An 11,327-nucleotide genomic window follows, 5' to 3' on the forward strand; every position below is an offset into this window, starting at 1 on the left:
AGCCGCAGCCGGGCGCGTGGATAGCGCAGCGCGCTATCCACCGACTCCGGCAAGGCCGGCCGGGCGGGCGCGGCGCGCTCCCGCGCCGCGAACCGCTTCGACGTCAGCCGCGGGCTTTGCCCGCGGCCCCTTCCCCCTTTGCCAACGACTCCCTCGCCAGCGAAGCCGAGGGGAAAGGAGTCCAATGATCTTCTCCGAACTCGCCAAGACCCTGCCTGATTACGCCAAGGACCTGCGCCTCAACGTGTCCAGCCTGCTCACCGAACAGCTGCTCACTGATCAGCAGAAGTGGGGCACGCTGGTGGCGGTGGCGCATGCCTGCGCGCACAAGCCGCTGATCGATGCGGTGGAGGCCGAGGCCGCGCCGAAGCTGACGCCGGAAGCGCTGAACGCCGCCAAGGCAGCGGCCAGCATCATGGCGATGAACAACATCTATTATCGCTTCACGTATATGGCCTCGCGGCCCGACTACAAGACGATGCCGGCCAAGCTCAGGATGAACGTGATCGGTGCGCCGGGCATCGAGAAGGCCGATTTCGAGCTGTTCAGCCTGGCGGTTTCGGCGGTGAACGGCTGCGGCATGTGCATCGACGCGCACGACAAGGTGCTGGCCCAGCACGGCGTCGCGGCCGACAAGATCCAGGCCGCGGTGCGCATCGCCGCCGTGGTCCACGCCGTGGCGCGAACGCTGCAGGCGCTGTGACGCAAGGCAGCTTTGCTGCGCACCAGAAAGGCCAGCTTTCCGACGGGAAGGCTGGCCTTTTGCATTGAACCGGTCTAAGTATTGCTCAAATTGGTCAGGCTCCCCTTCTCTGGTGGTGGGGCCTGCCGGAGACGTGCAATGGGTCTGATCGCCTATCTCGATTCGGTGAAGCGGCGCGATCCGGCGCCGCGCTCGCGCTGGGAGATCCTGATCTATCCCGGCGTGTGGGCGCTGGCCCTGCACCGCGTCGCGCATTTCCTGTTCTCCCTGCGCTTCTTCTTCCTGGCACGGTTGGTGAACCACGTGTCCCGCCTGTTCACCGCCATCGACATCCATCCCGGCGCCCGCATTGGCCGCAACTTCTTCATCGATCATGGCTTCGTGGTGATCGGCGAGACGGCCGAGATCGGCAATGATGTCACCATCTACCAGTGCGTGACGTTGGGCGGCACCGATCCGGCCGGCGGGCGCGGCGGCAAGCGCCACCCCACCGTGCTGGACGGCGCCATCATCGGTTCGGGCGCCCAGGTGCTGGGGCCGATCACCGTGGGCGCCATGGCGCGCATCGGCGCCAATGCGGTCGTCACGCGCGACGTGCCGGAGGGCGCCACCATGGTGGGCATCCCGGCCAAGCCGGTGGTGATGACGGCCGAGGAATATGTGAAGCCGTTCCTGCCTTATGGCACGCCATGCGCGCAGAAGTTCGATCCGGAAACCCAGAAACTGGAATTGCTGCGCTGCGAGATCGAGCAGCTGCGCGCCCGCCTCGACGAACTCACACGGGAACGGCCGCCGGAACAGGAACGCCGCCCGCGTCGGACCTCACGCGCAAGTTGACCGCGGGCGCCGCTCGCGTCACATCTGGGGCGTGAGCAACATCATCCCGCTGCCCGCTGCGACCGGCATTGCCCCCGCCTCCCGCCAGGTCGCCTTCACCCGCCTCGAGCTCGACCGCATCATGTCGCTGTATGGCCGCATGGTCGCCGCCGGCCTGTGGCGCGATTATGCGCTGGAGCTGGGTGCCAAGCAGGCGAGCTTCTCGGCCTTCCGTCGCGCCGCCGAGAACCCCGAAGTGCGGCTGGTGAAGGACCCGTCCCTGCGCCACCGCCAGGGCGAATGGGTGCTGCATGGCGAAGGCGGCGCGGTGTTGAAGCGCGGGCATGATCTTGCCGGCGTGCTGGCTGTGGTGGAGCGCCGGCTGCTCAAGGCGGTAGAGGGCTAGCGCGGCGGCGCTGCCAGCGTGGGCAGGCTGGCGCGCCAGCCAACCGGCAGCCGCACGATCAGCAGCGCCCGCGCCGGGCGCCAGGCCGCCGACAGGAACACCAGCATCAGACCGACCATCAGCAAGGCGCCATAGACCCCCATCGAGAGCAGCCCGCCCTGCCCGAACAGGGTCTGCATCGCATAGATGGCATAGCCCAGCGCCGAGACGATCAGCGCGCGCCGATCAATGGCCAGCGCTACCAGGGTCAGCAATCCGAAGGCGATCACGATGATTGCCGCAGTCTCGGGCCGCCCGGCGGCACTGCTGAGGCCGGTGCCGCTGAACAGCGGATGGACCAGCATTGGCGCCGCCAGCAGGTGCAGCCAGAAGGCGACGTCGCTGCGGCGGGTGATGCGGGCCGGATCACGGCCATCAAACCACATCGCCAGCGCGAAGACGCCCAGCCCGCAGATCAGCACCAGCACGCTGACAGGATTGACTCCCACCAGGCTGAAGGCCGGCCCGAGCAGCGCCGCTCCCATGCTGATCGCCGCCACGGACACGCCGGCAGCACCAGCGGCAATGGTGATCGGCACGCGGAAGCGCCACCAGTGCAAGGCTGCAGCGGCTGCCGCGACGCCGCCGCTGACCATCAGCATCGCGCCTGACGCGAGGCCGCTTTGGCTACCGTCCGTCATTGCCTGCCAGCCGCCGAACAGCGCGAGCGCCGCCACGAACAGCGCGCCGACAAAGCCGAGCAGCAACAGGATGGACGGCAGGGCCATGCGGCGCTGGCGGGTGAAATATTCGGCCAGCAGCCAACTGGCCAGCGCCAGCGCCAGCCCCACGGCAAGCGTGGAGACCAGGCTGGCCAGGCCACCAATCGCCACCAGCAGAAGGCCGATGGCAATGCTCACGAAAATGTCGTTGAAACCGGTGAGGAGCCGGAAGCTCTCCTCGTCCCCGCCGGCCGTGCCCCGCCTCAGGTCGCGGCTGAACTGAACCAGCCGCTCGCGCGTGGCCGCATCGAGGATGCCGGCGGCAACCGCCGCATCCAGATCGCGTTCCTCGATCAGCGCGCGCCGCCGAGCGCCACCTGCGCCTGCGCGCCGCCATTGTCGGGCACCAGTTCGCCGGTGCGGTCGCTGATTTCGGCAAAGCGCGCTGCCACGGTTTCTGCGGTCAACTCCTCGGCCGACAGGTGGATGCCGCGCGTGAGGGTCACATAGGCGCGCTCGATGCCGCCGCCACCGGCGTTGAGCACGACATTGGTCGGCGCCTCGTCGGACACGAGATAGATGGCGGCCGGTACCACGGTTTCCGGGCCCATCTTCTCGAGCAGCGCCGGCGGCATCAGGTCCTCGGTCATGCGGGTAGCGGCCAGCGGCGCGATGGTGTTCACGTGCACGTTGTACTTGGCGCCTTCCAGCGCCAGCGTCTTCATCAGGCCAACCAAGCCCAGCTTGGCGGCGCCATAATTGGCCTGGCCGAAATTGCCGTAGAGGCCGGTCGACGAAGTTGTCATCAGGATGCGGCCAAAGGCCTGTTCGCGCATGATTTCCCACACCGCCTTGGTGCAGTTGACACTGCCCATCAGGTGCACGTCGAGCACCGTGCGGAACTCATCCAGCGTCATCTTCACGAACGTCTTGTCGCGCAGGATGCCGGCATTGTTGATGAGGATATCGACGCGGCCCCAGCGTTCCTTGACGTTCGCGACCATCTTTTCCACCGCCGTCATGTCGGTCACGCTGGCGCCATTGGCCATCGCTTCGCCACCGGCTGCCGTGATCTCGTCCACCACCGCCTGCGCCGCCGACAGCGACGCGCCAGAGCCATCGCGGGCGCCGCCCAGATCGTTGACAACAACCTTGGCGCCGCGGCGGGCGAGCTCGAGAGCATAGGCGCGGCCCAGACCGCCGCCGGCACCGGTGACGATGGCGACACGCCCTTCGAAGGAAAGCGACATGGTGATTACCCCTGATGAATCATGCTTGCGCGACGCCGTTTAGCGGCGCCGCGCCGGGGTGCAAAGCGATTTGCGCCGAATTCGGACGGTCAGGCGGCGACCTGTCCGGCGACCGCGGCATCCAGCGAATAGCCGGCCGAACGCACGGTGCGAATGAGGTCAGGCAGTTCGCTCCCGCCCGGCCCGGCGTTGATCGCCTTGCGCAGGCGCCGGATGTGCACGTCAACGGTGCGCTGCTCCACATAGACATCGCGGCCCCACACGGCGTCCAGCAGCTGTTCGCGGCTGAACACCCGGCCGGGATGTTCGAGGAAATGGCGCAGCAGGCGAAACTCGGTCGGCCCCAGCTGCACGGTGCGGCCGTCGCGCGTCACCCGGTGCGCCGTGGTGTCCATGGCGATGCCTGCAAAGTCGAGCTGGCCGCCCGACAGCGCCGGGCGCAGGCGCCGCAGCACGGCACGGATGCGGGCGATCAACTCGCGCGGCGAAAAGGGCTTGGTCATGTAATCGTCGGCGCCGGTTTCCAGGCCTCGCACCCGGTCCGCCTCGTCGCCGCGGGCGGTGAGCATCACGATCGGCAGGTTGGCGGTGGCAGGCGCCCGGCGCAGCCTGCGGCACACCTCGATCCCAGACAGGTTGGCGATCATCCAGTCGAGGATGACGAGATCGGGCTTTTCCTCCTCGGCCAGCGTCAGGGCTTCCTCGCCATCGCCGGTGCGGATGACGTCAAAGCCTTCCTTCTCGAGATTGTAGGTCACCAGCTCGATCAGGCTGGCATCGTCTTCCACAAGCAGGATCTTGGCGCGCATCGGTCAGGCTCCTGTGCCGGTTTGCTGTTACTCGGGACTGTAAAGCGTTGAGGTGAAATCATTCTTGGGCCGTTCGGCGGGGCGCTGGCCGGTCACCGAATAATGCACCATCTCGGCCACCGAGGTGGCGTGATCGCCAATCCGTTCGAGGTTCTTGGCCACGAACAGCAGGTGGGTGGACGGCGTGATGTAGTGGGGGTTTTCCATCATGAAGGTGAGCAGCGAGCGGAACAGCGAGTTGTAGAACTCGTCCACCTGCTGGTCGCGCGACAGGATGGCATTGGCGCGGGCGGCATCGCGATCGACATAGGCATCAAGCGTGTCATGGATGATCTCGATCACCACACGCGCCATTTCCGGGATGATCACCGCCGGGCCAATCGGCTGGGCATGGGCCACGGCCGAGGCGCGCTTCGCGATATTCTTGGCATAATCGCCGATCCGCTCCAGCACCCCGGCGATCTTCAGTGCCGCCACGATCTCCCGCAAATCGTCAGCCAGCGGCGCGCGCAGGGCGATGATGCGCACGGCCAGCGCCTCGGCCTCGGCCTCCAGCGCGTCGAGCCGGGCATCCTGCTCGACGACGGCGCGCGCTGACTCGACATTGCGGGACACCAGCGCGTCGACGGCATCGCCGATCTGTGTCTCGCACAGGCCGCCCATGCGCGTGATGACGGCGCGCAGCTGCGCGATGTCCTCATCGAAGCTCTTGACGGTGTGGGCAGAAAACTCGGCGGGAGGAGCCATGGGGGGGAAGCCTTTCGGAACTGGGGATCAGCCGTAACGGCCGGTGATATAGTCCTTGGTGCGGGTCTCGCGCGGGTTGGTGAAGATCGTCGAGGTATCATCATACTCCACCAGGCTGCCGAGGTGGAAAAAGGCCGTCTTCTGGGAGACGCGGGCCGCCTGCTGCATGTTGTGGGTAACGATCACGATGGCATAGCGGCCGCGCAGTTCGTCGATCAGCTCCTCGATGCGGGCGGTGGCGATCGGGTCGAGCGCCGAGCAGGGCTCGTCCATCAGGATGACCTCGGGATCGACCGCGATGGCCCGCGCGATGCACAATCTCTGTTGTTGCCCGCCCGACATGGCGGTGCCGCTTTCACTCAGCCGGTCCTTCACCTCGTCCCACAGGCCGGCGCGCCGGAGCGCGCTTTCGACAATCGCATCCATCTCGGCCTTGCTGCGCGCCAGGCCGTGCAGGCGCGGGCCATAGGCGACATTCTCATAGATCGACTTGGGGAACGGGTTGGGCTTCTGGAATACCATGCCAACGCGGGCGCGCAGCTGCACCACGTCCATCTGGGGCGCATAGATGTCCTGGCCATCGAGCGCGATGTCACCTTCCACGCGGGCACTGTCCACAGTGTCGTTCATGCGGTTGAGGCAGCGCAAGAAGGTGGACTTGCCGCAGCCCGAAGGACCGATGAAGGCGGTGACGTGATCGGACGAGACGTCGATCGAGACATTCTTGATGGCCTGTTTCTGGCCATAGAAGACATTGACGCCGCGCGCTGTCATCTTGGGCTGCTGATTGTGGCCAATCGCCGGATTTTGGGCAGGATTCGGGTTCACCAGCGCCTCTCGAAGCGGTTGCGGAGATAGATGGCCAGGCTGTTCATCGCGATCAGGATGACCAGCAAGATAAGGATCGCGGCGGACGTCTTCTCGACAAAGCCGCGCTGCACATCGTCCGACCACAGGAACACCTGCATCGGCAGCACCGTGGCAGACTGGGTGACGCCCTGCGGCACATCGGTAACGAAGGCGCGCATGCCGATCAGCAGCAGAGGCGCAGTCTCACCCAGCGCGCGGGCGATGCCGATGATGGTGCCGGTCATGATGCCGGGCAGCGCCAGCGGCAGCACATGGTGGAACACCACCTGCAGCGGCGAGGCGCCGATGCCCAGCGCGGCATCGCGGATCGAAGGCGGCACTGACTTGATCGCCACCCGCGCCGCGATCACGATCACCGGCATGATCATCAGCGCCAGCGTGATGCCGCCAACCAGGGGCGAGGAGCGCGGCAGCCCGGCGATATTGAGGAAGAAGGCCAAACCAAGAAGGCCGAAGATGATCGAAGGCACGGCCGCGAGATTGTTGATCGACAGCTCGATCACGTCGGCCAGCCAGCCCCGGGGCGCGAACTCCTCCAGCCACACCGCCGACAACACGCCCAGGGGGAAGGCGATGGCGATTGTAATGGCCAGCGTGAACAATGAGCCGAGCGCGGCGCCGCCGATGCCGGCCAGTTCCGGTTCAGTGGAATCGGCACCACTGATGAAGGCGCCATTGAAGCCGGTGCGCAGTCGGTTCTCGCGCTCAAGCCAACGCCAGTCTGCCACCTCCTCGTCGGACACGCCGCGGCTGTCGGACGGCGCGGACAGATCGAACTTGCCTTTGGCCAGGAGGTCAATTGACGAGCGCACCGGCACCCAGATGGTGGCGCGCTGGCCGAGCAGCGTCGGATCGGCCTGCAGCGTCTCACGCAGATCGAGCCAGGCGGCATCGGACAGCGTGTCGGCCGCCGGGCCAAGCTGGGCAGCGGTGGCCAGCAGCAGTGCGGGGTAATCGGCAGTGGCCAGCAGCCGGTCGCCGCCAGCGCGGCCGACTGCGGCCGGATCCACGCCCAGCACGGCCGGATCGAACACCACCTCCAGCCGCGCCTCGCTGCGCTGGAAACCGGTCCAGCCGTCGCGCACGATAGTGAACAGCAGGAAGGCGAGGAAGCTCGCGGCGACCAGCAGCGCCAGCAGGCCCAGGCGCCTGAAGTTGCGCTCGGCCCGATAGCGGCGGGCGATGCGCTGCGTCATCTCCGTGGATGTCCAGTCGGTGGGTCCGCGTTCGGCCAGCGGAGCGGCCAATGCCGTCATTCGTAGGCCTCGCGATAGCGCTTCACCACGGCCAGCGCATAGATGTTGAGGATCAGCGTCATGATGAACAGCACCAGCCCGAGCGCGAAGGCCGAGAGAGTCTTGGCGCTGTCAAACTCCTGGTCACCGGTCAGCAGCGCGACGATCTGGGTGGTGACGGTGGTGACGCTGCTGAACGGATTGGCGGTGAGATTGGCAGCGAGGCCCGCCGCCATCACCACGATCATCGTCTCGCCGATGGCACGGCTCACCGCCAGCAGTACGCCGCCAACGATGCCCGGCAGGGCGGCAGGCACCATCACCTTCTTTACCGTTTCCGACATGGTGGCGCCCATCGCCAGGCTGCCATCGCGCATGGAGGACGGCACGGCGGTGAGTGCATCATCGGCCATCGAGGAGACGAAGGGCACGATCATGATGCCCATCACCAGCCCGGCGGCGAGCGCACTGTCGGACGAGGCGTCGGTCATGCCCAGCGCCACGGCAAGGCTGCGCACCAGCGGCGCCACGGTCAGGGCCGCGAAGAAACCATAGACCACGGTGGGCACCCCGGCGAGCAGCTCCAGCATCGGTTTCAGCCAGCGCCGCAGGCGCGGATCGGCATATTGGGTGAGATAGATGGCCGACAGCAGCCCAAGCGGGATCGCCACCGCCATGGCGATGATGGCGCCGATGAAGATGGTGCCCCAGAACAATGGCACCGCCCCGAAGGCGCCCGACGCACCGACCTGGTCGGCGCGCAGCGCGGTCTGAGGGCTCCACTGTAGGCCGGTGAGAAACTCGACCGGCGAGACGAGGCGAAAGAAGCGGATGGACTCGAAGATCAGCGACAGCACGATGCCGAAGGTGGTCAGGATTGCCACCACACTGGTGAGCAGCAGCACGGCGCGCACCAGCCGCTCGACCCGGTTGCGGGCGCGGAAATCCGGGCGCAGCCGCGAATAACCCCACAGGCCACCGGCGCACAGCAGTGCCACCGCCAGTGCCCCCGCCAGCAGGTCAGCATTGGCGCTGGCCGCCGCATAGGCCGGCGCCAGCCGCGCCGCCAGCGGGTTGAAGGCGGTGGGCAGATCGCCCGAGACAAGGCCACGCACCTCGTTCATCAGGGCTTGCCGGTCGTTGCGGCTGGCCGGCTGCTCGGCCGGGGCCAGGGTGCCGATCAGCTGGCCTTCCACAAACCGATCGCCGATCAGGCTCCAGCCGGCCAGCACGATCAGCGCCGGGGCCAGCGCCAGCAGGGCAACATAGGCGCCATGGTGGACGGGACGGGAATGAATGGTGCCCAGCCGGCTGTTGCCGCCCGCGGCCGCCACCGCCATGCGCTCGCCGCGCGCGCGCCCGGCAAGGAACGCCAGGCCCGCCAGGCCCAGCACCAGCAGCAAGGCGATCAACAGCCTCATGTGAGGGCACCCACGTCCATCACGGCGAGGCTGCGCGCCACCGTCTCACCGGCGCGGCGCACCGGATCGGGCGAGGCAACCAACCCCTTGCGCGACAGATATCCGCGCCGACCCCAGGTCGATTCGCGGGCGAACTCGGCCAGGAACTCGCGCATGCCGCGCACCGCCGGCACGTGCTGGGCCTTCACGTAAAGATACAGCGGCCGCGACGCCGGGAAGGCGCCACTGGCGATATTGTCATAGCTCGGCTCGACCCCGTTCAGCGGCAGGCCCTTCACGCGGTCGCCATTCTCCTCGACGAAGCTGTAGCCGAACACGCCCAAGGCCCGGGGGTTGGCGGCGATCTTCTGGACGATCAGATTGTCGTTCTCGCCGCCCTCGACGAAGGCGCCATCCTCGCGCACCTTCTCGCAGATCTGCTTGTGGCGGCCCTCGTCGCTCTTTTTCAGCGCCTTCATCGCCGGCTCGCTGTTGCAACCCTTCAGCATGTAGAGCTCATTGAAACTGTCGCGCGTGCCCGATGTGGGCGGCGGGCCGATCACCTCTATGCGGATATCGGGCAGCGCCGGGTTCACGTCCTTCCAGGTGCGGGCCCGGTTGGGGCCGCGCCCGAACGGATTGGCCGCCAGCGCAAGATAGACATCACGTTCGGTAAGGCCGGGGAAATTCGCCTGCCGGCTCTGTGCCATCACCAGGCCATCAATGCCGACCTGCAGCTCGATCAGGCCCTTGACGCCGTGGCTGGCGCAATCTTCCACCTCGCTCTTCTTGATGCGGCGCGAGGCGTTGGCGGCATCGGGAAACTGCGAGCCCAACCCGGCACACAGCAGCTTGATGCCGCCGCCGGTCCCGGTCGATTCGACGATCGGCGCCGGGAAATCCTGCCATTTGCGCTTGAACTGCTCGGCCACTGCCGTGGTGAAGGGATAGACGGTGGAGGAGCCGACAATGCGGATCTGGGTGCGGCCACCACCGCCGCAGCCGGCCAGAAGCAATGCCGCCGAACACGCAAGACCCAGCCCAGGGCCCAGCGCGGCCAGAGTGCGGCGACCGGTGCTGACAGTGCCAAATCTGACAGAGAACCGCTGCGACAAATTGCGAAACCTCGTGCCGGGCGCCGGACGACTCGGCCTGCCCCTTCGTGACAGCGCAGCCGATAGCGGCCGCCGGTGAGCGGGGTATGACGATTTGATGACATTTTTATTGCGCCCCGGTCGGACGTCTGCGCTTCAGGCCATCGGCAGGGTGAAGCTCACGCTCGTACCCTCGCCCAGCCGGCTGTCGATCTCCAGCCGGCCGCGGTGGCGTTCGATGATGTGCTTGACGATGGCGAGCCCCAGGCCGGTTCCGCCGAGCGTCCGGCTGCGCTGGGAATCGACCCGATAGAAACGCTCGGTGAGGCGCGGCAGATGTTCAGGTGCGATGCCGTCGCCCTCGTCGGCCACGGTCACCCGCACCATGCCGGCACCGCCGGCATCGGCAGCGTCCCGCAAGGCCAGCGTCACCCGGATGGGGGTGCCCGACCGGCCATATTTCAGCGCGTTGGAAATCAGGTTGTGCAGCACCTGCAGCACCTGGTCGCGATCGGCGATCACCCGGGGCAGTTCGGCCGGCTCGTCGATCACCAGCCGGCGCTGATCGGCCTCCAGCCGCATGGCCAGCGTGCGGCCCACTTCTGCAACGATGCCCTTCAGGTCGAGCGGCTGGGTGGGGCGCACGTATTTGTCCAGCTCGATGCGCGACAGGCTCATCAGGTCGTCGATCAGGCGGCGCATGCGGTCGGCCTCCTGCGCCATGATGGCGAGGAAGCGCTGGCGGGCCGGTTCGTCCTCGGCCGCCGGGCCTTGCAGCGTCTCGATGAAGCCGGTCAGTGTTGCGAGCGGCGTGCGCAGCTCGTGGCTGGCGTTGGCGACGAAATCCACCCGCATGCGCTCGGTCGCCTTGGCCTCGGTGACATCGTCGAGCAGGATAAGGTTGCGCCCGGCACTGCCGCCTTCGCCATCGGGCACGATGCGCAGGCGAAAGGCACGATTGTCGTTGCCCAGGCCGCCCACCTCGCGCTGCTGCGCCGGGCGGCCGGCCATGGCGGTTTCCAGCGCGTCGAGCAGCACCGGGTGGCGCACCGTCAGCCTGAGGTCGCTGCCCACCACCCGGCTGCCGAACAGCGCGCGAGCGGCGGCATTGGCGGCTTCCACCTGGGGGCCCCGCACCACCAGCACGGCATCGTTCAGGCTTTCAATGGCGATGCGGTCGCTTGGCGGCGGCGGCGTTGGCGGCTCCGGCAGGGCCGGCGGTGGCAGCGGCGCCACATCGGGCCGGCCCATGCGGCCGAACACGAAGCCCAGCAACAGTGCAGCCAGCGCCAGCAG

General features: G+C 67.3%; 12 protein-coding genes. 3 read left to right on the top strand and 9 right to left on the bottom strand.

Annotation, left to right across the window (positions count from 1 at the left end; translation table 11 throughout):
• The first annotated feature begins 184 nt into the window (after nucleotides 1–184).
• The 3 genes from GJV64_RS06680 to GJV64_RS06690 all read left to right on the top strand — a co-directional run bounded on the left by GJV64_RS06680 (nucleotide 185) and on the right by GJV64_RS06690 (nucleotide 1,925).
• On the top strand, nucleotides 185–703 hold the full coding sequence (locus GJV64_RS06680; RefSeq protein ID WP_164156492.1) for a carboxymuconolactone decarboxylase family protein: 519 nt from the start codon (nucleotides 185–187) through the stop codon (nucleotides 701–703).
• A 138-nt stretch (nucleotides 704–841) separates the two neighbouring features.
• Nucleotides 842–1,540 carry a serine O-acetyltransferase EpsC gene (epsC, locus tag GJV64_RS06685; protein ID WP_164156493.1) on the top strand — a complete coding sequence of 233 codons (699 nt, stop codon included), beginning with the start codon at nucleotides 842–844 and terminating at the stop codon, nucleotides 1,538–1,540.
• 31 nt (nucleotides 1,541–1,571) lie between these two features.
• Entirely contained in the window at nucleotides 1,572–1,925 is a 354-nt protein-coding gene (locus tag GJV64_RS06690) for a DUF2794 domain-containing protein (protein WP_164156494.1), read from the top strand.
• Here GJV64_RS06690 and GJV64_RS06695 read toward each other — a convergent pair.
• From GJV64_RS06695 to GJV64_RS06735, 9 genes are all read right to left on the bottom strand, one after another.
• A complete protein-coding gene (locus GJV64_RS06695; protein WP_235927629.1) occupies nucleotides 1,922–2,824 on the bottom strand; it encodes a hypothetical protein in 903 nt (300 codons plus the stop codon). The genes GJV64_RS06690 and GJV64_RS06695 overlap by 4 nt on opposite strands.
• Nucleotides 2,825–2,979: 155 nt before the next feature.
• The gene (locus GJV64_RS06700; protein WP_164156495.1) at nucleotides 2,980–3,876 is read right to left on the bottom strand and encodes an SDR family oxidoreductase; all 897 of its coding nucleotides are present in this window, start codon (nucleotides 3,874–3,876) and stop codon (nucleotides 2,980–2,982) included.
• A gap of 89 nt (nucleotides 3,877–3,965) precedes the next feature.
• Complete coding sequence (gene phoB / locus GJV64_RS06705) at nucleotides 3,966–4,685, bottom strand: phosphate regulon transcriptional regulator PhoB (protein WP_164156496.1); 720 nt, start codon at nucleotides 4,683–4,685, stop codon at nucleotides 3,966–3,968.
• 27 nt (nucleotides 4,686–4,712) lie between these two features.
• Complete coding sequence (phoU, locus tag GJV64_RS06710) at nucleotides 4,713–5,432, bottom strand: phosphate signaling complex protein PhoU (protein ID WP_164156497.1); 720 nt, start codon at nucleotides 5,430–5,432, stop codon at nucleotides 4,713–4,715.
• A 27-nt stretch (nucleotides 5,433–5,459) separates the two neighbouring features.
• Complete coding sequence (pstB, locus tag GJV64_RS06715) at nucleotides 5,460–6,206, bottom strand: phosphate ABC transporter ATP-binding protein PstB (RefSeq protein ID WP_235927630.1); 747 nt, start codon at nucleotides 6,204–6,206, stop codon at nucleotides 5,460–5,462.
• Nucleotides 6,207–6,256: 50 nt separating this feature from the next.
• The gene (gene pstA, locus GJV64_RS06720) at nucleotides 6,257–7,558 is read right to left on the bottom strand and encodes a phosphate ABC transporter permease PstA (RefSeq protein WP_164156499.1); all 1,302 of its coding nucleotides are present in this window, start codon (nucleotides 7,556–7,558) and stop codon (nucleotides 6,257–6,259) included.
• On the bottom strand, nucleotides 7,555–8,958 hold the full coding sequence (gene pstC, locus GJV64_RS06725) for a phosphate ABC transporter permease subunit PstC (protein ID WP_164156500.1): 1,404 nt from the start codon (nucleotides 8,956–8,958) through the stop codon (nucleotides 7,555–7,557). Before pstC ends, pstA begins: the two co-directional genes overlap by 4 nt.
• Nucleotides 8,955–9,953 carry a substrate-binding domain-containing protein gene (locus GJV64_RS06730; protein ID WP_235927631.1) on the bottom strand — a complete coding sequence of 333 codons (999 nt, stop codon included), beginning with the start codon at nucleotides 9,951–9,953 and terminating at the stop codon, nucleotides 8,955–8,957. The genes pstC and GJV64_RS06730 overlap by 4 nt, the downstream gene beginning before the upstream one ends.
• A gap of 234 nt (nucleotides 9,954–10,187) precedes the next feature.
• A partial coding sequence (locus GJV64_RS06735; protein ID WP_164156501.1) for a sensor histidine kinase occupies nucleotides 10,188–11,327 on the bottom strand: 1,140 nt, incomplete at its 5' end.

Source organism: Sandarakinorhabdus rubra, from assembly GCF_010994245.1.
GTDB classification, from domain to species: Bacteria; Pseudomonadota; Alphaproteobacteria; order Sphingomonadales; family Sphingomonadaceae; genus Sandarakinorhabdus; species Sandarakinorhabdus rubra.

What these genes read in the sequence shown, in the direction of transcription:
- GJV64_RS06680 (WP_164156492.1), top strand. Translation starts at nt 185, where the DNA reads ATGATCTTCTCCGAACTCGCCAAGACCCTGCCTGATTACGCCAAGGAC.
- pstB (WP_235927630.1), bottom strand. Translation starts at nt 6,206, where the DNA reads ATGACAGCGCGCGGCGTCAATGTCTTCTATGGCCAGAAACAGGCCATC.
- epsC (WP_164156493.1), top strand. Translation starts at nt 842, where the DNA reads ATGGGTCTGATCGCCTATCTCGATTCGGTGAAGCGGCGCGATCCGGCG.
- GJV64_RS06700 (WP_164156495.1), bottom strand. Translation starts at nt 3,876, where the DNA reads ATGTCGCTTTCCTTCGAAGGGCGTGTCGCCATCGTCACCGGTGCCGGC.
- phoU (WP_164156497.1), bottom strand. Translation starts at nt 5,432, where the DNA reads ATGGCTCCTCCCGCCGAGTTTTCTGCCCACACCGTCAAGAGCTTCGAT.
- phoB (WP_164156496.1), bottom strand. Translation starts at nt 4,685, where the DNA reads ATGCGCGCCAAGATCCTGCTTGTGGAAGACGATGCCAGCCTGATCGAG.
- pstA (WP_164156499.1), bottom strand. Translation starts at nt 7,558, where the DNA reads ATGACGGCATTGGCCGCTCCGCTGGCCGAACGCGGACCCACCGACTGG.
- pstC (WP_164156500.1), bottom strand. Translation starts at nt 8,958, where the DNA reads ATGAGGCTGTTGATCGCCTTGCTGCTGGTGCTGGGCCTGGCGGGCCTG.